This window comes from Flagellimonas ulvae (genome assembly GCF_049333175.1).
In the GTDB taxonomy this organism is placed as follows: Bacteria; Bacteroidota; Bacteroidia; order Flavobacteriales; family Flavobacteriaceae; genus Flagellimonas.
On record NZ_CP186325.1, the window covers coordinates 1221517 to 1246417 of the forward strand.

Genomic DNA, 24901 nt, shown 5'->3' on the forward strand with positions numbered 1-24901 from the left:
ACACGTAAAAATGATTTTATACTTGGGAAGAATAAAAGCTTATCAGAATTAAAATGAGGTTTAGTAAATAATTTAGCATTCTTCCATGTAACCCTTTTCATTTTTTGGCATCTTTAATGAGGATAGATTAGTAAATAAATCAAGAATGCACATTGACTATACCGATAAATTTTATAATCATTTTGAAAACCATATATACGGAGATTCTGTCTTGAATGGCAATTTTAGAGATAATCGCAAAGTAAACGAGGAAAATTTATTACTCCGCTATAAGGCCAAAATTCCGTTTTACGATTTTCAACAAAATAGCTTGACCATTCGGTATTTCAAACAGGGACGGGGTAAATTAGTTTTTGAGGACAAAATCTTGAACATCAAAGATGACCAATACCTGGTGTTAAACCCAAACGAAGGTTGGAAATATTACAATGAAAAAAACGATTACATAGATGTCTTGAGCTTCGGCTTGACGGATGAACTAGTTGATGGTTTCACATTTTATTCTTCTTCAAAGGAAGAAAAATTATTGGATGATTCCTATGACAGTCCATCCCAGAGGCTACACTTCTTTGAAGGCAACCTAAATTCAAATCATTACAACTCGGGGAGGTTGTTGCAGCACATGTACAGCTTATCCAATACACAGGATTTTAACCTTGTTTCACCAAAAGACTGGAGCTATGAGATTTTACAGGCATTGGCACTAGAGTCAGAAATGGAGTCAAAAAATGCTGAAAAACATAGCTGTCAAAAAGAACTCTACCAAAATAGAGACAATGAAAAGACTTCTGGTCGCTTATGAGTTTATTCATGATAACATAGAACGGCCAATTTCAATTGAAGAGCTCTCTCAGGAATCTTCATTGTCAAAATTTCATTTATACGACTCTTTCAAAAAAACATTTGGAAAGACGCCCCATCAATATATCAATCGTCTAAAAACACGCAAGGCAAAAGAATTACTGCAATTCAATGATGTTTCTGTAAGTGAGGTTGCTGATACTTTAGGTTTCAACGATTTAAGCGTTTTTAGCAAAGTTTTTAAAAAAGCATACGGTTTTTCCCCTTCAAGGCTATTATAAAAACTTAGGTCATTCACATATCCTTAATTTGAGGTAGATTCCATAGACTATCTATTAAATGACTCCCAAAACCAATAGCTGCCACTACCCAAGCTTTTTCCAATAAATATTGATTTTTTGACAAATCCAATACATGGGTCGAATATACTTTTACTGATTTCCAACAAAGGATTTATCATCTGTCCAATTTACTGGGCGTCAGATTGGTTCATCAGGATTGACACTCCATTGAAAATAAGCTACTGTGGAAAAATTTCCGGGTATAAAATTTGAAATCAAAAAAATGATAAAAATATATTTCGCAATACTGTTGTTACTTATCTGTATATCTTGTTCAGAAAGCGGTAAAGAACCAACGTATGATCTGGCTATTCAAAATGTAAGTATCTATAATCCTAAGAAGAAAAACGTAGCCAAAAACCAAACCATACTGATAAACGCTGATACCATCGCATTGATTTCCAATGCGTCAAAAACATTCAAGGCAAAAACCACCATAACAAAAAAAGGTAATCTGGTCACACCAGGATTTATAGATACCCATATGCACCTTACCCAAATCTTTGGGGATGGAAGTTGGATAGCACCGGACTCCATTGAAGACGAGGAAAACTTTAAACGCATTTTGGGCGAGCTATACCTAAGACATGGAGTAACAACAATTTTTGATATGGGGAGTCCCGAAAAATGGCTGGACGTCACTTTAAAATGGCAAAAATCGCCATCCGCCAAATTCCCAAATATTTATATGACAGGGGGAGCCCTTAAATCTGATGAGGCATATGAGCCCAATATGAATCATTCAGAGGTATTGAATCCTGCGCATGCAAAAATCAAAATACAACAATATGATAGCCTAGGTATCCAACATATAAAACTGTATTCTTCCTTAAATCCTCCTGAATTGAAAGCAGTCGTTAGCAAGGCAAAAGAGCTTGGTTTAAACGTTTATGGCCATATAGATAGAAATAATATATCCCTAAGTGATGCCATGGGTATGGGAGTTTATAATTTTGAACACTTTTTTACAGTGGCGGAGAGTGTGTTTAACCTTAAGGATTACGAAACACAGTTTAGTGAAAGATTCGGTTTTGATGGGATTCGCTCCATAGATGAATACTCTGCAAGGCTGCTTTTCTTTTTTGTTTTTATCAAGGAGTCTCCAGATTTGGATAAAAAAATGAATGAGCTCGTAGATGAACTTGCCAATAATAAAGCAACCGTAAGCACAACCATACATGTTTTAGGCGCAGTGGCCGGGAAAACAGATTTTTTTTCATCCTTCCAAACGTTTCCATTACGAAACAGACCTTATTTTCCTTCGTTTTTAGGTGTTCAACAGCAAAGTATTGCAGAGGCGTTCGATACAATGATGGCTTTTTTATTGAAAATGCATCAGAGGGGTATCGAAATCAGGATGGGAACCGATACCCAGCTGGGGGGCAAGGCATTTTTATCTGAGATGTTATTGATGAAAAATGCAGGTTTTGAAGTGCCGGACATATTAACCATTGCTACCCTTAATGGTGCAAAAGCAATGGCTATTGATCATCAGTACGGCTCGATTGAAGGAGGGAAAAAAGCAGATCTTATCATTTTTGAAGAGAATCCTTTCGATGACTTCAGCAATATACTGGGGGGAAAAACTATAATCAAAGGAGGTGAAACTTTGGTGTTCAAGCCAAGTATTGCCAATACATTTTACAAAATAATTGTAGACCAAAGTCTTGAAGAAGCGCTAGAATGGTTTACAAATACTAAGAAATCAGATAGATATCTTAAGGTCAAGAAATCTGAGTTTAACGAGGTGGCCCGCCGGCTTTTAATGCATGATGAAGTCTCAAAAGGCATAGCCCTCCTTAGAGAAATAGAGAAACTATTTCCCAATTCCAAAGCATATAATGATAAAGTTGAATCCCAATTGAACACTACGGGCTACTATTACTTACAAACTGGAAAAATAGAAAAGGCTTTAGAAGTGTTTAAGTATATCGTGGAACTGTATCCAGAGTCTTGGAATGCCTACGATAGTTTGGGAGAAGCCTATTTAGCAAACAATCAGAAAAAGGTTGCTATTGAGAACTACCAGAAATCCGTTAGGCTTAATCCTGAAAATTCAAATGGCTTAAAGGTTCTTCAAGAACTACAAAGTCATTAAAGCATAAATAAAGTTAAAAAGGCTTTGTTTCGATTTCCTATTTTTTTTAACAAGCCGAGATGATACTTAAAATGTTATTCTATAGAAAATGAACAATTCAAAAAAACACCCTAACTTAATGTTAATCGAGCAAATAGAAGACCCAAGCAATCTCCCTAAAAATGCTACTTTGTTTCATGAAGATGTGGTTTGGCGTTTTTTTAACCCCAAGCTCCCCGATATGGAAGGTGATTATGCGGGCCTAGATGGTATTGGTAATTTTTTCTCAAAGCTTATGAATTTTACCGAGGGAACCTTTAAGCCAAATACTATTCGGATGATTCCTATAGGTTCAGAATTAGTTTTGATGCATAACATTAATGAACTGGAGATAAATGGAAAGAAAGAGAAATTTGACGTCGCTCTGGTTTGGCGAATTGTCGATGGAAAGATTAAAGAAATCTGGGACATTCCAGCTGTTTATTAGAACTCTTCTTGAGTTTTTGTACGGGGACCTAAATCGTTGCAACAATAAACTTGATTCTTGTCAAGTAGCAAGCCCACCTAACTTCGGTTTTACCGCTAGTTGCTTATAACACTCTAGTATTCTCTTTTATTAAATGACAAGAGGATTTTTCTTTTTATTCTCAGTGTTTGTTAATTCTGATTTAAGTCTTACCGCATCTTGAATACTCTGAAATGTCTAAATCCACCTCCAAGAAATACTGATTTTTTGACAAGTCAATTAAACGCAATAAAAGTAGTTTTGCTTCATATTAAATACGCAAATTCAAAAAATGTTAAACGTAAGTTTTAAATACAATTAATTATGAAAAAAGTGCTATTGACGGCATCACTAATCTTTGCCGGTTTAACAAGTGGAAATGCTCAAGAGTTTCAATTAGGAGCAAAAGCAGGCATCAACTTTGCATCTATTACTGGTGATAACACTTCTGATATTACGCCTATTACAGAGTTTCCAAGTTTTGGATTGGTTGCAGAAATTCCATTTTCAGAAAAATTATCTTTTCAACCTGAATTGATGTATTCTGCCCAAGGATTTGATACTAACGACGATTTAGTTTCATTAAATTATCTTACTATTCCTTTAATGGCAAAATACTACGTAGCTAAAGGACTAAGCATAGAAGCTGGCCCTCAATTTGGTTATTTGCTTTCTGCAAAACAAGAAGAAAACGATGTTGATGATAGCTTTAATAGTATAGACCTTGGTGTTAATTTTGGTCTAGGATACAAGCTTGAAAATGGTCTAAATTTTGGGGCAAGGTACAACTTAGGTTTATCAAACATCAATGATGCAGACGAACTTGATGATAAAAATAGAAATGGCGTATTCCAGATTTACGTTGGATTCTTTTTCTGGTAACGCAAGGAAATACAAAATACAAAGCTCAAACATTATAGTTTGGGCTTTTTAGCTTTTATTTGTTGGGACAACAGGATTGAAAAATTCATCATAAACAAATGTATATCAACAATTTAAACTGTTTCTTTAAACTCATTAACCGAAGTCTACACTGTATTCAAATTAGTACTTGTTGATACAAAATTTATGAATCTCTTTACTTGTTAGTAAAATACCAATTTTAATTATGATTCATATTGAATTATTCCCGGTTTTTAAAAAAATAAATTAGAAAAACCAACTACTTCTTGTAGATATAATCGTTGTCATTTCGTTAATAAATTCCAATAATTCAAAGGGTTTTATCAATCTACGAGCACGCCAAACTCGTCAATATCAGTCATCATTGATCAAAACAACCTAATTTTTTCACTTGTCTTCTTGATATCTACCAAATACTTATGTCATGCTTGTTTTACTTTGACACGTTTTTCGGATATTTAAGGAAATATTTTTCTTATAAAAATTTAAATATAAAGAAGGAATGTTACCCAATATTCTAATCTAAATTGAAAATGGAAGAAATAGTTTTTTTGGAAGAGAAACTTGAAACCATAAGCGCCGAAATTCAAAATGGATACCGACAAGAGGAAAGTTTGGGTATTCTGACCGGGGTGTCAGGTATGGCATTGTTTCAATTTTACTATGCCAAATATAAAGGTGATGATAGCATTGCCGACCTAGGTGTAGATATGGTGTCCTATTGTATTGAAAAAATTAATGAAGGGTTTTCATATCCAACTTATTGCGCTGGTATCGCAGGGTTAGGTTGGGCAATCCAACATTTAAGCAACCATAACTTCATTGACATAGAATGTGATGACCTCTTGATGAATTTTGATGAATATTTGTTTGATAAAATGCGGTTTGACCTCTCTAACAATAATATTGATTTTTTACACGGGGCGATTGGATATGGCTTTTATTTTGTAAAAAGGTACAAAGGCACAAAAAGAGAAGAACTGAGATTACGATATGAACATTATTTATCTGTACTGGTCAAGAATTTGGATAAGTTGGCCGTTAAGGACGGTGAGGAATATAAATGGGAATCAGTCATCGATTCCAAAACAGGCGCTAAGGGTTACAACTTAAGTCTATCCCATGGTATGTCAAGTATTCTTAATTTTCTTTCCAGACTAAATGAAATTGGTTCCCTGCAGGATATCACTAAACCCATATTAACCGGATGTCTTCGTTATACCCTTAAACATGAGGGAACAGGTCAAAATGGAGTTTCGCTGTTTCCGGACTCAATAAATCCAGAAAGACCAAATGAGTACAGTTCCAGGCTTGCATGGTGTTATGGTGATTTGGGTATCGGGGTCTCATTGCTGAATGCAGGGAATTCCTTGGATGACGATTTGTTGGTAGAACATAGCCTTGAAATAGGTGTTTTTTCAACAAGTAGGAAACTCCCTGAACAGACTCGGGTCGTTGATGCTGGAATTTGCCATGGCTCCTTTGGAAATGCTCAGATATTTCGAAAATTCTTTCTCCATAGTGAAAATGGTCAATTCAAAAAATCCATTGATTTTTGGATAAAAGATGGCATAAAAAAAGCATGTTATACAGACGGTCATGCTGGCTACAAACAGTGGAATGGCGTTGTTCAAGAATGGAAAGCCGAATTATCACTTCTGGAGGGGGTTGCCGGAATTGGTCTTGCAATCATTGAGCATCTATCTGATGAACCCAATTTTTGGGATGAATGTCTAATGATAAACTAAAGGCTAGTGAAAAACGCTCAAATACCATATAATTATTTATCAAACTTTGTTTTAAGAACTCCTTTATTAAGTTTTGATTTTTATAAGACGCTGACGGCAAACCAAGACATCTCAAAAGACGAGCTCAAGAAAGTGTATAAAGATCCAATGATACGGGAAGCCTGTTTTTTGGCTTCACCCACACTTTATTTTGAAATGGAGAAATGGGTAATGGATGAACTCGATCCAAAAAAAGAAAGAAAAATTAAACTTTCATTCTTAAAATACCTAACAAGGTTAAGTACCCGTTGTACTCCTTTTGGCCTTTTTGCTGGTTGTAGTCTTGGAAAATTCGCTGAACAAACAAGTATTGAAAATTCCTCTCCTAATCTTAATGGTAGGCATACTCGATTGGACATGAACTACTTGGTTGCACTTTCACAAGATATATCTAGGAAGGAAGGAATACGGGAAAAGCTAATGTTCTACCCCAACTCAAGCATCTACCGCATTGGTACTCAACTAAGATACATTGAATATACATATAAGAACAGTAGAAGGCATCATCATATAATTGAGGTGGATGATTCAGAATACCTTCAAAAAGTGCTTTCCAAATCGAAGCCAGGAGCCCATTTAAAAAGCCTTGTCAAACTCTTGGTGGAAGAAGACATCCCAAGGATGGATGCGGAAAACTTCATAGAAGACCTAGTGAACAGCCAATTATTAGTTAGTGAGTTGGAACCCTCTGTATCAGGTCCAGAGTTCATGTCACATATAATACAAGTACTGAGCAAATACGAAGGCACCAAAAATAAAATTGAATTTTTGAAAAGGGTGAACTGGCAATTGAAAAATCTTGACAAACAGATAGGTAATAATCCCAAAATCTATTTATCCTTGAGTGATTATCTCAAAGAATGCTCAACGGCGTTTGAGCTAAAGTTTTTATTTCAAACGGATTTGAAACTTCAACCTAAGTCCAATAAGTTGTCTTCGGAAGTAGCAGAGGCAATTAAAAAAGGAATGGTTCTTTTAAATAAAATTACCCCTAACCCAGAAGAAAACAATCTATCAAAGTTCAAAGAAGCCTTTTTAGAGCGCTATGAGGAAAGGGAAATGCCTCTTTCAAAAGTATTAGATGTAGAAACTGGAATAGGCTACCTACAGGATAAAGGATCTGGGGACGTTAACCCACTCATAGACAACCTCAATCTACCAACTAAGGAAGATCCCCATGAACAAACAACGTTTACCCAAAACAAATTCCAAAGCTTGCTTGAAGAAAAACTGATTTGCTCTTACAATAATCAGAGTCAAAAAATAATCTTAACGGATCAGGACTTTGTAAATCTTATTCCTAATTGGGATGACATACCAGATACACTCTCAACTATGGTCGAAGTTGTTCCCGAGGGCAATAAAACCAAAATCCTTTTTTCCCAGGTGGGAGGCTCGAGTGCTGGTAATTTGTTAGGTAGATTTTGTCATGGAGATGAAGTTTTAAAAGCTTTTACCCAAAAAATCGCGCATCTTGAAAATCAAATGAATCCAGGTCGAATATTGGCAGAGATAGTGCATTTGCCTGAATCAAGGGTAGGGAACATTTTAATGCGCCCCTCCTTTAGGGATTATGAAATCCCTTATCTAGCTAAATCCAGTCTCGACCCAGAAAATCAGATTCCGCTTGAAGATCTCTTCATTTCAATTAGAAATAATAGGATAGTGTTGCGCTCAAGAAAAATTAACAAAGAAGTTATACCGCATTTGACCAATGCTCACGACTTTGCCATCAATGCCCTTCCTATTTATCATTTTATCTGTGACATGCAGACACAGAACCTTAGAAGAGGTCTATATTTCAGTTTTGGACCCATTGCAAATCACCGAAGGTTTTTACCAAGAGTAGAATATGATAACCTTATACTGAGCAGAGCTAAGTGGAAGATAAAAAAAGAAGAGATAGAGGAACTGTTAAAAAATTTTGAAATGGTTTCAGAGCTTCAGAAAGCGGTAACTAAATGGCGCGATTGTATCAAACTACCGGTTTACGCGCTGTTGGCCGACGGGGATAACGAATTGTTGGTAAACTTTAACAATGTGGCATCGGTTCATATGTTATTGGAAACTGTTAGAAATAGGGATGAATTCCTTCTTACGGAGTTTTTGTTTGATCAAACTAATGCTATTGTGACATCTGCAAACGGAATCTATACCAATCAAATCATTGTTTCTTTGTACAATGAAAAAAAGTTGCGAAATCATATCCCAGAATAATGACAAATAAATTAAAGCGTAACTTTAGTGTTGGTAGTGAATGGTTGTACTATAAAATTTATTCTGGACCAAAAACTTCAGATTTAGTCTTAACTGAAATCGTCAAGCCAACAGTCAAAAAGCTCATTAAAAAAAATTACATAGACAAGTGGTTTTTTATACGCTACTCCGATCCCCACCATCATCTTCGCGTTCGATTTCATTGTTCTGACATAAAAAATATTGGAGAGGTAATATCCTTATTATACAAACCCTTAAATAAATTCCTAGAACTCGATATCATTTGGAAGGTACAACTGGACACCTATCAACGAGAAATAGAAAGATACGGGGCAAATACCATGGAGATTTCTGAAACCCTCTTCCACTTTGATAGCGAAGCTACTGTCGATTTTTTGGACTTGATAGAGGGGGAGGAAGGGGAAAGATTACGCTGGTTATTTGGATTGCGCTCGATTGACCAGTTACTAAATAGTTTTAACTACAGTCCAACAGATAAATTGACTCTGATGGATAACTTAAAGACAGGCTTTGGTAGAGAATTTGGAATGTCAAGACCCTTAAAGAAGCAGTTGGATGAAAAATATAGAAAAGACCGAGGAAACATAGAGACATTCATGAAATTTAATGAAGAAAGTATACCCGAATACAAACCAATATTAGCTATACTGACGCACAAAAAAAAAAATTTGGATAATTTGGCCAAAGAACTTTTAGAGATAACATCAAATACAGAGCTTTTGCTAGATTTTGATGACTTAATCAGTAGCTACATCCATATGCTGATGGTCCGTTTGTTCAAATCAAAAAATAGATTAAATGAAATGGTTAGTTATGATTTCCTTTACAGATATTATAGAACCCAAATAGCGGTATCAAAGAAGGCTAACAAGAATTAAGTCAATCAAATTATCAACTTAAGTTTAATAAGAAACTAAATTTTATTTCGACATCCGCATAAATCATCTTTTTATTTATAACAAAAATTTATGTTAATAATAAAATACATTAATAGTTATTAATGTGTTAAAGACTATATTTTTTCAATATTTTCATTCTATTTTGTAAGAAATTATTTGTAAATATTAAATACTAATCGCAATGAAAAAAGCAAGAAAAGTCTCTTTAGAGTTGAACAAAAAAGTGGTTTCTAATTTTGAACTGAGTAAAATAGTAGGTGGTTCACCGCGAGGAACTGGTGGATGTACCATGGGAGGTGGAAGCCAGGGTTGTAACTGGACTGATTGGGGTTCATGTAAATGCAAGTAGGACAAAAATCTAAAAAAAAAGCCACCATATGGCGGCTTTTTTTTTTTGGATTACAAAATGTTCAGCCAAGAATCAGCATCCTCTTTCTTTTAAAGAACATCAATATACTCGATTACAATCTCATAGATTCTTGATTATCATGACAATACCACAATATCAATTATATAATTCCTCTTTTATTGTTTTCACTTACTTTCAGATTGTTTTACCCTAGCCAAATTTTGAATCATTTTTAAAACTAAACTGCACTACACCGGTAAGCTAAATGGATTAAAATCTACAACAAACGAAACCTTGAGTTCTATACAGGGTTGTACCTTTTTCAAGGTATCTTAGAATAATTTAAGATAAATGCATAATATTATTTGATTATAAAATACAGATATAAACTTCATATAATGTAAGTTTTTACCAATTTATGGTAAATTGTTTCAATGTTTCGGTCAAGGACTTTCCCATTCTATCGACAGCTAAACCAAATGGATTGTGGCCCCACATGTGTTCGCATAATTGCTAAGTACTATGGCAGCCCCTATTCTATAGAATTTCTTAAGCAGAATCAAATATTACAAAATAAAATGAAAAGCACTGTCAATCAGTCATTTGACAGTGCTTTGATACCCACTGAAAAGTGGTTCGTCGGGATGACAGGATTTGAACCTGCGACCCCACGCCCCCCAGGCGTGTGCGCTACCGGGCTGCGCTACATCCCGAAAATGGATTGCAAAAATAGAAATTTTATGGAATTAACAGCTTTCTTTTGAGACAATCGGTTAATTATCCCAAAGATTATTTTCCAGATAAGAATTCTCTAATTTCCAAGCTAAGTGCTTCCCTAGCTTCAGGGGAATCATTGATTGGATTCAATAAGAAATAGCTCAAGGTTTGATCTTGACAAAATTCCTCCAAATCTTGACCTCCCCATAAGTAGTAGCTTGTGAGAATGGTATGGTAATCAATTTTGTAAGGTTTATACGCTTCGCTATATCCATTTAAATATAGATTAAGGCGAAAAATGGAATGATTAAGATTTACCTTTTCATCAAGAAGAAATGATGAAAGTTGAAAATTTAGATTTTTACTCATTTGTGCTATACTATCTTTCTCTTTCTGGACTACATGTACATCAGAAAGAGAAAGAATTTAGGTCATTGATAGTTAATTCATCGGTCAAAGACCAACGGTATTTGAATATTTCCTAAATATAGTATAAAAAACGCTTTTGATTACCTAAGTAGTGTGAAATGTCCTACGAATTGTTGTTTTTCATTATCGTTAGCATTTACCACATACCAGTAGTCTCCTGTTGGCAAGGGAGATCCTTCATAAGTACCATCCCATTTCCTAACCTGATCCAATCGGGCTACCACCCTACCATAACGATCATAAATAATCACATCAATATCAGGGAAAAACTCTCTGTTTTGAGGATACCAGAAGTCATTCATATTATCCCCATCCGGAGTAAAGAAAGGAGGAAAATCTGGCATTCCTTCAAAATTGAAAGGCAACACAAAATTGGCAACGCAACCATTTTGGTCCACTACCATAATGTTTACAGTAGCATCCTCAATAATGTTGAACACATTGTTTTCTCCTGTTGATTCTCCTTGGAAGAAGTATTCATAGCCCCCAAATCCACCCGAAGCGGTAGCGGTAATTTCGTTTGGACCGGTTTTCTCAGCTTCCAAAACAAGAGGTTCGTATGCATCAATTTCGAATTCCACGAAGGTGACACATCCATTTTGATGGTATATATAGACCGTATGCTCCCCTGGTGCCAAATCTGCAAATGTTCGTTGGTCAGAAGCTACCTGTATATCTTCAACATCTAAAGAAAACAACAAGCTGGATAGTAAAGAACTATCTTGAATTGAAATGGTGGTCGTGCTATTTGGAAATATACCTTCACAACCATATTCAACCATAGGTTCGGCTATTATCTCTATACCTAGATCAATTTCAGCGATTACATTGGTTTCACATCCATTGGCATCTCTAACAAATACTACATAGGTTTCACCTCCAACTAGATTATCAAAGAACATGGTATCGTTTTGAACGAAATCTGCATCATCTGTTGAATTGACACTGGTATAATACGGTGCAGTACCTCCGGTTACGGATAAAGTCATAGTACCATCTTCATCTCCCAAGCAAGTTTCTGGTGTCGTAGAAACTACCCCAGCCAAAAGCTCCATGGGTTGGGTAATTTCAACGGTTCGGGTAATGGTACATCCTAAATCATCCTGAATAATAACATCATAGCTTCGAGGAGGAAGGTCGTTGAATGTACGTCTGTTAGGATGTACAGGATCATCTCCCACAAAGAACTCGCTCAAGTTATCAGAAATAGAATAGCGTATAGCGCCTGTTCCACCACTTGCTTCAATAATGATTTGACCATTACTGTCTCCTGCACACAAAACTGGTACTGCTTCCAAATACTCTAATACCAATGGTGGTTTTGGTTCAATGACTATTGGGGTCGAAATGGCTTCACAACCACCACTTTGCGCATATACAAAATACGTTCCTGGCGCAAGGTCTCTGAAAATTCCAGAAGCCTGTGCGGGTCTAACCGTGTTTGCTGCTGTTGGATTAGGAGGTGTATTGGAATTCAATAAAGTATACATATAACTACCTATTCCTCCAAATGCTTCTGAACGAATAATACCTGTTGCTTCCCCAGCACAATTAATGGTTGCATTTGCTAAATCGAGCGCAATAACTAAAGGAGCAGCTGGATCCAATGAGATTTGATTGGAACTTTCAAAAGGACATCCATTGGAATTCTGCACATCGTATTGGAATGGTCCTGGATCTATGGTAATATCAGCAGAGATTTCAATACTGGTCATTCCAACTCCGAATGGTACAAATGGATCTGCAGTACCAGACCTTCTGTAGAAGTAATCTACTCCTACTTCAGGATTGGTAACCGTTAATTCCATTCTGCCCAAATCCCCACATCCTGGAGGTTGTAACTCTACCAATTGAGCAATTACAATTTCTGGATCTTGAACGGTAATTGGGATGGTTGTAAAACTACAGTTCCATCCATCAAAAATAGTGATAGTATAATCTCCAGCCGATAAGTTGGCAAACGTTGGGGTGGTCTGCAAACCACTGTTTGTACCATCAGTAATTCTATTCAGTTGATATAAGTAATTACCAGGCCCTTGACCTCCTAAAATGTTATGAGCTTCAATAATTCCATCATTGTCATTATTGCAACGTAAAGGTTGTACTACCTGAATATCAGCAGTTATGGGTGTAGGTAATGGTAAATTAATGGTATTAAACCTCTCACATCCTTCCGCATCCCTAATATTTACTCTGTAGGTACCTGTAGATAATCCTTGAAACACAGGATTTGTGTTGGGATAATCTACTAAAACGGTAATTCCATCAGGGGCAATAAGTTGATATTCGTATCCGCCCCAACCACCATCTCCTGAGGCAGTAATTTCACCAAATCCAGGAACATTACAGGTAACCTCCCCGGTTTGAACCAATGGAACGGTCAATTCTCTGTCAGGAGATCTTACTGTGGTCACATTACTTACCACATCACAAAACGGTGTATCCAAAGCTTCTACCCGAACCACCAAATTTCCAGCGGGTAACCCAGTGATTATTTCAGGTGTGCTTATTGGTGTATTGGTATCAAAACTTCCAGTTACCCCCGTGGAGGTTTCTACACCACCACTGTCTCGAGTAAAGACTTCGTAGTTGTACTGACCACTATAATTATTGACCTCCAAACTGATTTCACCATCATTACCGTTAAAACAAGTAACTGGACGCACCTCAGCAATCAATGCTTCAATGTTGTTGTATTCAGGCATGTTTACCGTTGAAGTGAGGTAGGTACATCCGCCACTTCCAATATCGGTGACTGCAAAAATATAGTCCCCTGGGGTAGAAATATCCCAAGTCACCCTATCTGTTCCACCTGAGTTTCTTGCAGGTTCTGAACCTAAAGGCAATATCTCAACTTCATAGTTACCGGGTCCTTCGTTTATTATTATATCAATAGAACCTGGGCTTACTCCAGTTCCTGAAGTATCACACGTAATTTGATTTACGCTGAAACTAAACGTTATGTCCGTAGGTGTATTAATGGTCACCGTGGCCGTGTCTTCACAGCCGTTTTGGTCTCTTGCAGTGAGAATTATGGTTTGGTTTGTACCATTATCAATCACTTCAAAGGTATTGCTGGTCTGGAAATTGGTTCCATCAAATTGTGGTGTTCCGTCATTCATACTATAGGTGTATGGCCCTGTACCTGTGGCCGTCCCTGTACCATCACCGTTGGAATCGGTAAAAATGGTTATGGTGGCTGTGCTAAATTGATTGCTCGCCGGGTTACAAGTAAAGTCCGTATTTATGGCATTGGCCAATAATTCAGTTGGCTCGGTAATCAGTATGTTTCCTGAACGATCTGAACATCCCCTATCTGAAACAACTTCTACCTGATACGTTCCGGGTGCCAAATTATCAAACAAGGCCATAGGTTGTGGACCAGCAACTATTGTAGAACTTGCACCGTCATACAAAATGAAACTTAAAGGAGTATCCGTATCGCTTCCGGGCTGTAACTCCACAGAAATAGTGCCATCATCCGCATTATTACAACTAATGTCCGTATCCGGAGTAGCTGTAATTACGGGAGTATTCACCAAAGAAACATTTACTATTGCCTCATCTGAACATAAGGGTGTTGTATTGGAGCTTAAATCCGTCACCAGGACATTATAATCTCCTGGTAAAACATTGATAAAGGTACTGGAGCTTTGAGCAGGCCCTATATTCGCCAGAGTGACCGCATCCCTTAATTGAAACTCAAAATTACCACTACCACCGGTAGTGTTTACTGTAATCTCGCCATCACCTGCATTACATGTAGGTAAAGAAGTTGCATCAGCAGTAATGGCAAAGAAATCAAATACCTCGGCATTTACAGTCGTGTTACAACCGTTACCATCACGAATGGTTATAACATAACTACCTGGGTTGGGAACTACAAAATTCGGACTGTTCTGAAAACCACTGCCAATATCATATTGAAAAGTAGTCTCAGGAGCGGGTCCAGAAGTTAGTGGAGCTGTTACATTTATTTGATAACCGCTGGTAGCTGTACACTGATTAATTACATCGATTGCCGGAGTAGGTATGCCCGGGTCTTGAGCAACCGTTGCCGTTGTAAATGCAGTACATCCGTTGGCGTCCCTTACATAGAAATCATAATCTGTGGGATATGGAGCTCCTATTTCGAAAGTAGTATCAGTTGAAAAAGTGGAAGGAACTGGGTCACCTGTTGGGACAAAAGCATATTCATAAGGTCCTGTGCTTCCAAATCCTCTTACTGTTACAAATGCACCAGCGTTACAGGTGGCGTTCACATTACTGTCTACTGCAATAAAAGGAGAATTCAATCCAATAAAAACTAAAGTACTTCCGGCACAACCTGTATCCGTGTCGGTTACAATGATTTGGTAATTTCCTGGTGCTAAGCCGGTGAAGGTATCACTAAAAGGCATTGTTTGACCCGAATATGGTTGTGGTCCTGATATTGTTGCTCCTGTATCCGTGTTTTCCAAAGTAACCTCAAAGTTTCCGCCAGGAATTCCAGTTACATCATAGTCAATCACACCACTTCCTGAAATATTACAGGATGCTGTTGTAGCCGTAGCCGCGACAGCTACTGGGTTAGCTGGACCGATGGGTCCAATTTCCTCGATGTAGGTACATCCATTTGCATCCCTAACTTCAACAAAGTAGGTTACACCAGGAACAACCAAACCTGTAACGTCAAAAATATTGTTATTTGGTCCAGTACCGGGTTGGAATGTAGGATCACCTACCAGTCTGAATTCATACGGATCTGTTCCGCCTACTGCTCTTACCCGGAATGGGAACGAAGTGTCATTACATAATAGTGGGTCTGGGTCTAAGGGTATTAAATCCAATTGATTTTGGTCTATTACAAAATCATCTCTGTCTTCACATCCTTCAGAGTCGTGAGTTACTACCGTATAGTTACCCAATGGCAAGTTTGGAAAAGTAACCGTAGTACTTGCAGTTCCAATTGATGAGGCAATTAGCCCTCCATTGGCATCAAAAAGTTCGTAATCAAAAGGTCCAGTACCATTGTTGATGGTCGTAGAAACCGAACCTTCAACCGTACCCGAAGAACATACAGCATCTACGGGGGTCGGAGTAGCATCTAAAGGTGTACTACTGCCAATAGTAACATCGTAAATCGGACTTACACATCCTCTACTATCTCGTATAACGAATCCTGTTTGCAATCCAGGACCATAGCCAGAAAAGATGTTTTGACTACTAAAGGTAGCTCCTCCATCATTACTATACTCATATGGTGGAACACCTTGGGTCGTGTCCGGAATCAATTCCACGATTCCACTGGTCAAATCCCCACATTGGGTATCGGTCCCTACTATGGAACCTGCTATAGTTTCTGGTGGGGTTATGGTAACAACATTGGATTCCGTAGTACAACCTTGACTATCTGTGACCAAAAATTGGAAGGTAGTATCGGTTGTTATGGAACCATCATTGGGAATATTGTAAACAAAAGAGTTTCCTGTTATATTGTTACTATTGGATGTGTAGGGTGCCCCATTAATACTTACCTCATAAATATCATAATTACCCCCCAAAGTATATCCGTTGCTAATATCAATTTGTATTTGAGCTGGCGGTCCAGCACAGTCTAACTCCTGAATTATTGCAGCATTGGCTATTACTTGTGGTTCTATAGTTCTGGTCACTGTATCCCTACAATCATTGGCGTCAACAACTTCTATGGTATAAGTGCCAGGAGTAAGTCCACTAAATGAATTACTTGCCCCTAATGGTCCGCCATTGATTCGGTATTGGTACGGGGCAGCTCCAGAAGAAGCGTTTACCACCAAAGTGGCCGCATTAAAATTATCGTAGCATAAATCAGATGCGCCTAAATCTAAAGTCAAGGTTGGAGCATCCAATCGTGTCAATGTAAAACTATCTGTAACTGTACATCCGTTAGCATCCGTCACGCTTACTTGATACACACCATCTTGAGAAAGATTAGAGAATACCGGCCCATTTTTCGGACCTCTTGTAGAGCTATCTGGTTGAGTAAGCGTATAACGATTACCTCCCCATCCACCAACAGTGTTAACCCTGACGGCTCCAATGTTTCCATTTTGACAGCTCATTGCTGTAACATCCAAACTGGAGATAGCGAATGCAGTAGAAGGTTCCTCAATGACCAATGTGGCTGTATCCGTACAATTGGTTTCTTCATCAGTAACTGTGATTACATAGCTTCCAGCAGAAAGACCCGTCAACGGAATGATACTATTATTCTGTGCTGTAAAGACTGTTCCTCCGTCAATACTGTAGCTATAGGTAGTATTAAAACCATCAACCAAATACCTACCCTCTCCATCAGAATCGCCTACACAAGTAACCACACGAGTTTGTTGGGCCTGGACACCAATAGAACTGATATCGGTAATCGCATAATTTTCATCATAGGAACATCCTTCCGCGTCAGTGACCCTAAATGTGTATGTTCCCAATCCCAGCCCAACAAAGCTGTTATTGTTCCCATTATTAATGGCACTAGCCGTTGGGGCCACAATTTCGTAAGTATAAGGAGCTGTTCCACCGGTAACGGTAACGTCAATAGTGGCCGTAGTTGTGATACAATTCAGACTGGAAATGGCAAAATCCATGTCTGTCGGCTTGTCCAAAGCATTGAAAACAATATCTGGAAGGGGTTGTACACATCCATTAGCATCCCGTACCAAAGGGGTATAACTTCCAACTCCTAAGTTGGGAAATACAGGGTTGGTACCAAATCCTGCTCCAATACTAAATTCGTAAGGCCCAGTACCGCCTGAAATACCTGAAATGGTAATTTGTCCCCCCGTTTCATTCAAACAAGTGGGCGCGGAATCTGCACTCGCCGAAGCGGTAATATTGGAAGGTGTTCCAATAGTGGCAACTTGAGGAGTTGTGGTACAAGAAAATGTATCCTGTTCATATCTCAAGACTATATCATATGTTCCCGGAGCTAGATTGGAGAATACATTACTTATTTGAAAAGTTGCTCCATTGTCCGCACTGTATTCAATTTCATAACCAAATCCATTTACAATATTAACAGTAACACGTCCATTATTAGAACCACCACAATTGGCATCTTCTTCGGTTATAGTATATGTTGGGGGTGGTATATCTTGTACGTCTACCTGTGCACTTCTTTGGCATCCATTGGCATCCTCTACCAAAATGGAGTATGTTCCGGAAGTAGTTACCGCAAATGAGCTGGAAGTTGTATAGGTTGGACCAAATGCACCTCCATCTACACTAAAGCGATAAGGTGCTGTACCTCCTGAAGTTGTAACATCTACATCAATGGATGTGGCACCACAACCAAAACTGTCTGAGGCTGTTGCTGATACATCCAAGGGACTAATACCGCTACCAATCTCAATTGGTACTCCATTTACATCTTGTGTAATGATTTCCGAGCAATCATTGGTTTCCACTCGAATACTATAAATTCCAGTACCCACATTGGCGAAGGTATAAGTGTCAGAAGCATTAGGTCCAAAAGTATCAACGGTTACTCCATCTTTAATCAAACGATAGGTATAAAATCCAGGGACACCAGAGACCTGTACATCAATACTACCCAATTCACCACTACAAAGAATATCATTAGCAGTTACGTCTACATTAATGTTCAAGTCTTGGACAGTAACCAAATTAGATGGGAAAATACATGCACTTGAAGGTGAATTTCTCAAACGTACAAAAACGCGATAGTCTCCCGGTGCTGTAATGTCGAAAAATGGATCATTTTGATATGGTCCTGCAGCACTATTCAAGCTGTATTCATAACCTGCAGGTACGTTGGTTACCTCTACCCTACCTGGGTTTCCACAAATAATATCATCGTGAATTAATTGAGGATCTAAAGGGTTTAAAGTAGATTTAAAGTAAAAATATTGACCTGAGTCCACACGAACCCGAAACTCACCATCTGTGGATAGGTTAAAGGTTGGGCCGGTTCCTACGGTATTCCATGTACATGAAGCATTAATGGTGGGACAATCCTCCACAACAGTAGGCGCACAAGTATTGGGGTCCAATTGCTGCCACTCATAATTAGAACCTGATTGAGAAAGACTAAGGGTCCTAGTATCACTGGTACCACAAAGAAAAAATTTGGCCAAAGTACTTCCATCGTTGGGACAAACCACCTGTTCATCTGCGCCTTGAATTATGGTCATAAACATTGGGCTCGCCATGTTGGAGAGATTACCTTTTAAGGTATTCTGCCTACTTTCGGATGTTTTAGAATCTTTTTCTGCGGTAGACTCAGAAATAACAGATGTCGCTCTGGAGATAAGTCCATTGACACTTGTTTCAGTTAATACCGTGGTTCCATATATTGAGGCTGATATGAACAACACAGCATAGATTACATGCCTTGTTTTTCGAGGAAGCATAGGTTAAGTCTTGTTATGGCTAGAATATCAGATTTGGGTCTTAATATTCAGCAATTGTAATTTTCTAAACTTATATTAAACTGTTTGTCGTTCGACTCTAATTAGCCGTATTTTGTCTACATTTTATAACTTTTCAACGTAAAACTATGAAAAAAAGTGCGCTGGCCCCCTATTTTTTCGTTGTACTGCTCACCTCTTCATGTGCCCAAAAGACAGATAAGAACATAAATATTCCTCAAAAAAGCCTCTTTACACTTCAATCAGTGGTAGATGAAATCCAAAACCCTTGGGGTATGGCTTTTCTTCCTGAAGGCGGCATGTTGGTAACTGAAAAAAACGGAAAATTACTATTGGTAGAGTCCGGAAAAACAAGTGAAATTCAAAATCTGCCAAAGATTTATGTTCGAGGACAGGGAGGTTTAATGGACATAGAATTACACCCCAACTATAAGGAAAATGGTTGGCTGTATTTATCATACTCTTCTAGTGAGGGCAGTGGCTCCGCAGGCAACACTGCGATTATGCGGGCTAAACTGAAAGGAAATCAACTTACTGAAAAACAAGTGCTTTACAAAGGAGTGCCCAATACTACAAAAGGACAACATTTTGGCAGTAGATTGGAATTTGACAATCAAGGTTTTTTATACTTCTCCATAGGAGACAGAGGTAATCGTGATGTAAATCCTCAAGATATTACTAGAGACGGAGGCAAGATTTATAGAATCAAGGATAATGGTGAAATTCCAGAAAACAATCCCTTTGTAGACAAAAAAGGGGCGAAAACAGCTATTTTCAGTTATGGACATCGAAATCCACAAGGTTTGGTCAAACATCCTGTTACTGGCGATATTTGGGAACATGAACATGGTCCTCGAGGTGGGGATGAAATCAATATCATTCAAAAAGGCAAAAACTACGGTTGGCCAGTAATTACGTACGGTATTAACTATATAGGGACAAAAATTACCGATGAGACCTCAAGACCAGGAATGGAGCAACCTATTTATCAATGGACTCCTTCAATTGCTCCCTGCGGGATGACATTTGTTACATCAACCAAGTATCCAGAATGGGAAGGAAATCTTTTGGTAGGCTCACTTTCTTTTCAATATTTGGAACGCCTCGAATTAAAAAACAACAAAGTGGTCTATCGAGAAAAGCTACTAGATGGACAAGGTAGACTGAGAAATGTAAAACAAGGTCCTGACGGGTATATATATGTTGGGATTGAGGGGAAAGGAATCTTTAGATTGGTTCCCAAATAAATCAAGACAACCTCTGAAGGATTTTCGAAGCTTTTTTTGAGACTGATTTTCGCTCATCTTGCACTAACCTATTTAAATACGGAATAATCCATTCTTTCAACACCCCATCTTTTTCAGCCCACTTTCCTAAGGTTTCCATGGTTTGATTAAGAACAATCCAATCGGAATGGGCCGCCAAGTTTTTCTTCAGTATTTCCTGTGCTTTGGATTTTTGAGTAGTTGAAAGGTCTTTTTCCAACATCAAGAACAATTGGGCTAAAGTCCATTGTGTAGAGGCCTGCTCAATTTTTGAAATTTCATTCAACAACCTATCCAGATAAGGCAAAACAATAGATTTATTTGCTTTACAAATACGCTTTATTCCATTGGACACACGTAAACGTACTACTTCATCTTTACTGAAATAGCAGTTAAAAAAATCATCGAAAAGTAAAGGATTCTGTAAAACTTCTTCAACTACCTCAAGGGTATTTCCCAAAGAATTTGGGTGACCTCCGGTAAGTCGGTCCTCGAAACTCATTTTTCCTTTAGGGCTTCCATGGCTTTTTTGACAGAGCCATATTTAATGAGAGCTTTTTCTGCATCATCATAGCTAAGTTCCAATTCTTCGACCAAGTACCGCGTTCCTCTATCTACTAATTTGGTATTGCTCAGTTGCATGTTGACCATTTTGTTCCCCTTCACTCTCCCTATACGAATCATAAGGGCGGTTGAAATCATATTAAGTACCATCTTTTGGCTGGTACCACTTTTCATACGCGTACTTCCAGTTACAAATTCAGGACCTACCACTACTTCAATGCCAATATCACTTTCTAGGGATAGCGGAGAACCAGGATTGTTTGTAATGCCAGCGGTAAGTATACCATGGCTTTTAGCATCGTGTATACCTCCCAGCACATAAGGTGTGGTTCCTGATGCAGCTATTCCCACTAGTACATCATTCTGATCAATATCGTATTCATTTAGGTCTTTCCATGCCTGATTTGTGTCATCTTCAGCGAACTCCACAGCTTTTCGTATGGCACTATCTCCGCCAGCAATAAGACCAATGACTCGGTCATGGGGCATTCCAAAAGTTGGTGGAATTTCTGAAGCATCCAGAATACCTAATCTACCACTTGTTCCCGCTCCTATATAAAACAAACGTCCTCCCTTTTCAAATCTCGTGGTAATTTCATCCACTAAATGTGAAATTTTGGGAAGCACTTTTTCTACAGCATCGGCAACTTTTTTATCTTCATTGTTGATGCTGGATATAATATCCAAAGTATCCATCTGTTCCAGCGCATCATAATGAGAAGGCTCTTCGGTTATCTTCACGTGTTTTTCGTTCACAATCACAGTAATTGTAAGTTCATAGTTTTAAAGGCATCAAGTTTAATGTCCCAAGGTTCCAATTCGGTGATTAGGACATCTACCTCATCGGCACCACATATTTTATACCGCTGCAAAGATCCTATTTTTTCAGAAATACAAGGGGAAACCACTTTTCTGGAACTGTGAATCATTGCCTTTTTCATTTGTACGATTTCCCAATCAAATTCAGTCAGTCCTTCAACAGGGTGAATAGAGTTGGTACCTAAAAAGCAAATATCAACTTTTATTTCGGATAACATATTAATTGCACTTCCTCCAACAGTGATTTGCGAATCTTTGGAAAGCCTACCTCCTATAAAAATGACCTCCACATTTGATTTTGTCAATAATTGAACTGCTATGGGGAGGCTTGGAGTAAAGCAAGTAAGTTGCATTTTAGAGGGAAGTCTTCGAGCAAGTTCCAAGTTTGTTGTTCCGCCACTTAGTAGAATAACTTGTCCTTCTTTTATTAAGGTAATTGCCTTTTCCGCAATCTGGGATTTCTTTTCTAAAGAGTAAACCTTCTTACCAACAGGGCTATATGTATTAAACCCAAGAGAAACCGCACCACCATGTACCTTTTTTAATTGGTCCGAATTATGCAGCTCCTTAATATCACGTCGTACCGTATCTACCGAGACCTTCAACAAATCCGCGATATCCGTAAGCAATACCTTATTATGGATTCTCACTTCATTTAAAATGAATTGATGTCTTTCTTCCTTTAGCATACGGAGCGCAAAGTTAAATAAATCTTAAAACGAACTTCAATTACAGCAAAATACGGCAAATATGACAGAAAATTAAACAAAAATCGATAAATATTGCAAATAATCGTACTAATTGCTGTTTTTTGCATACATTTGAGATGAGTATTTCGATTTTTTGCAAGAACACTACACAATATATCAATGAATCCTAGCTTACTCGAGGACCGTACATTTGAGAAAATCCACACCATAATTCAGGAGGATTCCAATAAAGCATCGCTTTTTGTGGCTAATGAAATTGCTCGCTTAATTCAAGAAAAACAAAAAGAGGGCAAAAAGGCGATTCTTGGCTTGGCAACAGGATCTACTCCAACCAAGGTATACGAGTATTTAGTTCAGTTTCATAAAGAAGGTAGACTAAGTTTTAAAAATGTAATCACTTTCAATTTAGACGAATACTATCCAATGGAACCAAACTCCTTGCATAGTTATGTTCGGTTTATGAAAGAACATCTTTTTGACCATGTTGATATAGATTCGGAAAACATTCATATTCCTGATGGAAGTCTGTCACCTGATGAAATTCGGGATTACTGTATTGATTACGAGAAAAAGATTGAAAATGTTGGGGGAATTGATATTCAAGTTTTAGGAATAGGCCGAACAGGGCATATTGGTTTTAACGAACCTGGGTCTTCACTTAATAGCAAGACAAGGCTAATCAGATTAGATCGTGTAACCCGACTGGATGCGGCCAGTGATTTCTTTGGTCAAGAGAACGTTCCCAAGCGTGCAATAACCATGGGTGTTGGAACCATACTATCAGCCAAAAAAATAATTTTGATGGCTTGGGGAGAGGGAAAAGCAGATGTCATACAACAATCGGTTGAAGGCCCAATTAAGGAATCCATTCCTGCTACTTTTTTGCAGCACCACTCCAATTGCGACTTTGTTCTGGACGATGCCTCTTCATCTAAATTGACACGCATTCAAACGCCTTGGCTGGTCTCAGAATGTCATTGGAATGACCAGTTAATCAAAAGTGCCACTATATGGCTTTCTGAAAAACTACAGAAAGCAATCCTTAAACTTACTAACGAAGATTACAATGAATATGGTATGGGTAACCTTGTGGCCGAGATAGGCTCGGCCGAGCAGATTAACTTAAAAGTATTCAATCAACTTCAGCGAACCATTACAGGTTGGCCAGGCGGTAAACCCAATGCTGATGATAGTCAACGTCCTGAAAGAGCAAACCCACACCCTAAGACTTCATTAATATTTAGCCCTCACCCAGATGATGACGTGATTTCCATGGGTGGGACTCTGCTGCGTTTGGTTGACCAAGGGCATGATGTTCATATCGCTTACCAAACTTCAGGTAACATTGCTGTCTTTGATGACGAGGTAATTCGGTTTTTGGATTTTGCGGCCGCAGTACAAGAAAACAATGCAGAATTAGATGAAAAGCTTAAAGAGGTAAGAGAATTCATGGCTTCAAAGAAGCCAGGGCAAGTTGATAGTGCCGAAATACAAAACTTCAAGGGTCTAATAAGAAGAGGAGAAGCCTTAGCTGCCTGTCGTTATTGTGGAGTGAAGGAAAAAAATGCTCACTTTCTCAACCTTCCTTTTTATGAGACGGGAACTGTAAAAAAGAAACCACATTCTGAAGAGGATGTAAAAATAACTTATGATTTACTAAATAAAGTAAGGCCCAATCAAATATTTGCCGCCGGGGATTTATCAGACCCGCACGGTACTCATCGGGTTTGTCTAGAAGTTATATATCAAGCTATTGATTTGCTGAAAAAGAATCGAGAAGACTGGATAAACAATTGCTATGTATGGCTCTACAGGGGAGCCTGGCAAGAATGGGAAGTCGCAGACATGGAAATGACCGTGCCCATTGGACCCAAAGATATGGCTCGAAAGAAAAATGCCATTTTCAAACATCAATCCCAAAAGGACAGCGCCATGTTTCCAGGAAACGACGAACGCGAATTCTGGCAAAGGGCTGAACAAAGAAACAAAGAGACCGCTAACCGCTATAATGCCTTAGGCATGGCTGAATATGAAGCCATGGAGGGGTTTGTGCGGTATCATTTTAATTTTAACTAAAAACTAACTTCTG

The 24901-nt window shown here is 38.1% G+C and carries 16 protein-coding genes, 1 tRNA gene and 1 pseudogene; 12 read left to right on the top strand and 6 right to left on the bottom strand.

What is annotated here, in order from left to right; all coding sequences use genetic code 11:
* Positions 1-145: 145 nt before the first annotated feature.
* The 10 genes and pseudogenes from ACOKFD_RS05570 to ACOKFD_RS05615 all read left to right on the top strand — a co-directional run.
* Positions 146-802 carry a hypothetical protein gene (locus tag ACOKFD_RS05570; protein WP_422860336.1) on the top strand — a complete coding sequence of 219 codons (657 nt, stop codon included), beginning with the start codon at positions 146-148 and terminating at the stop codon, positions 800-802.
* Positions 777-1082, top strand: coding sequence for a helix-turn-helix transcriptional regulator (locus ACOKFD_RS05575; RefSeq protein ID WP_422860337.1), 306 nt, complete (start codon positions 777-779; stop codon positions 1080-1082). The genes ACOKFD_RS05570 and ACOKFD_RS05575 overlap by 26 nt, the downstream gene beginning before the upstream one ends.
* A 283-nt stretch (positions 1083-1365) precedes the next feature.
* A complete protein-coding gene (locus ACOKFD_RS05580) occupies positions 1366-3240 on the top strand; it encodes an amidohydrolase family protein (protein WP_422860338.1) in 1875 nt (624 codons plus the stop codon).
* Between the two features lie 88 nt (positions 3241-3328).
* Positions 3329-3706 carry a nuclear transport factor 2 family protein gene (locus ACOKFD_RS05585; protein ID WP_422860339.1) on the top strand — a complete coding sequence of 126 codons (378 nt, stop codon included), beginning with the start codon at positions 3329-3331 and terminating at the stop codon, positions 3704-3706.
* 342 nt (positions 3707-4048) lie between these two features.
* On the top strand, positions 4049-4606 hold the full coding sequence (locus ACOKFD_RS05590) for a porin family protein (protein WP_422860340.1): 558 nt from the start codon (positions 4049-4051) through the stop codon (positions 4604-4606).
* Positions 4607-5160: 554 nt separating this feature from the next.
* Positions 5161-6375 carry a lanthionine synthetase C family protein gene (locus tag ACOKFD_RS05595; RefSeq protein WP_422860341.1) on the top strand — a complete coding sequence of 405 codons (1215 nt, stop codon included), beginning with the start codon at positions 5161-5163 and terminating at the stop codon, positions 6373-6375.
* Between the two features lie 6 nt (positions 6376-6381).
* Entirely contained in the window at positions 6382-8631 is a 2250-nt protein-coding gene (locus ACOKFD_RS05600) for a lantibiotic dehydratase family protein (RefSeq protein ID WP_422860342.1), read from the top strand.
* Positions 8631-9530, top strand: coding sequence for a thiopeptide-type bacteriocin biosynthesis protein (locus ACOKFD_RS05605; RefSeq protein WP_422860343.1), 900 nt, complete (start codon positions 8631-8633; stop codon positions 9528-9530). Before ACOKFD_RS05600 ends, ACOKFD_RS05605 begins: the two co-directional genes overlap by 1 nt.
* 202 nt (positions 9531-9732) lie before the next feature.
* The gene (locus ACOKFD_RS05610; RefSeq protein WP_422860344.1) at positions 9733-9900 is read left to right on the top strand and encodes a hypothetical protein; all 168 of its coding nucleotides are present in this window, start codon (positions 9733-9735) and stop codon (positions 9898-9900) included.
* A gap of 434 nt (positions 9901-10334) precedes the next feature.
* Positions 10335-10451 (top strand): annotated as a pseudogene (locus ACOKFD_RS05615) (cysteine peptidase family C39 domain-containing protein); the annotation flags it as partial.
* An 88-nt stretch (positions 10452-10539) separates the two neighbouring features.
* Here ACOKFD_RS05615 and ACOKFD_RS05620 read toward each other — a convergent pair.
* The 3 genes from ACOKFD_RS05620 to ACOKFD_RS05630 form a co-directional block, all read right to left on the bottom strand.
* Positions 10540-10613 (bottom strand) — tRNA-Pro (locus ACOKFD_RS05620).
* A 76-nt stretch (positions 10614-10689) separates the two neighbouring features.
* A complete protein-coding gene (locus tag ACOKFD_RS05625; protein ID WP_298999314.1) occupies positions 10690-10986 on the bottom strand; it encodes a hypothetical protein in 297 nt (98 codons plus the stop codon).
* Positions 10987-11126: 140 nt separating this feature from the next.
* The gene (locus tag ACOKFD_RS05630; RefSeq protein WP_422860345.1) at positions 11127-19436 is read right to left on the bottom strand and encodes a T9SS type B sorting domain-containing protein; all 8310 of its coding nucleotides are present in this window, start codon (positions 19434-19436) and stop codon (positions 11127-11129) included.
* A gap of 146 nt (positions 19437-19582) precedes the next feature.
* Between ACOKFD_RS05630 and ACOKFD_RS05635 the strand changes: the two genes are divergently transcribed.
* Positions 19583-20701, top strand: coding sequence for a PQQ-dependent sugar dehydrogenase (locus tag ACOKFD_RS05635; RefSeq protein WP_422860346.1), 1119 nt, complete (start codon positions 19583-19585; stop codon positions 20699-20701).
* Position 20702: 1 nt separating this feature from the next.
* Here ACOKFD_RS05635 and ACOKFD_RS05640 read toward each other — a convergent pair whose 3' ends face one another.
* Genes ACOKFD_RS05640 through ACOKFD_RS05650 form a run of 3 tightly spaced genes read right to left on the bottom strand, consistent with a single transcriptional unit; the run spans position 20703 to position 22791 of the window.
* Complete coding sequence (locus ACOKFD_RS05640; protein WP_422860347.1) at positions 20703-21221, bottom strand: hypothetical protein; 519 nt, start codon at positions 21219-21221, stop codon at positions 20703-20705.
* A complete protein-coding gene (gene murQ, locus ACOKFD_RS05645; RefSeq protein WP_422860348.1) occupies positions 21218-22039 on the bottom strand; it encodes an N-acetylmuramic acid 6-phosphate etherase in 822 nt (273 codons plus the stop codon). Before murQ ends, ACOKFD_RS05640 begins: the two co-directional genes overlap by 4 nt.
* 2 nt (positions 22040-22041) lie before the next feature.
* Positions 22042-22791: a DeoR/GlpR family DNA-binding transcription regulator gene (locus tag ACOKFD_RS05650; protein ID WP_298999320.1), complete on the bottom strand. Its 750-nt coding sequence runs from the start codon at positions 22789-22791 to the stop codon at positions 22042-22044.
* Positions 22792-22971: 180 nt separating this feature from the next.
* Here ACOKFD_RS05650 and nagB point away from each other — a divergent pair, with 180 nt between their 5' ends.
* Complete coding sequence (gene nagB / locus ACOKFD_RS05655; RefSeq protein WP_422860349.1) at positions 22972-24888, top strand: glucosamine-6-phosphate deaminase; 1917 nt, start codon at positions 22972-22974, stop codon at positions 24886-24888.
* The last annotated feature ends 13 nt before the right edge of the window (positions 24889-24901 follow it).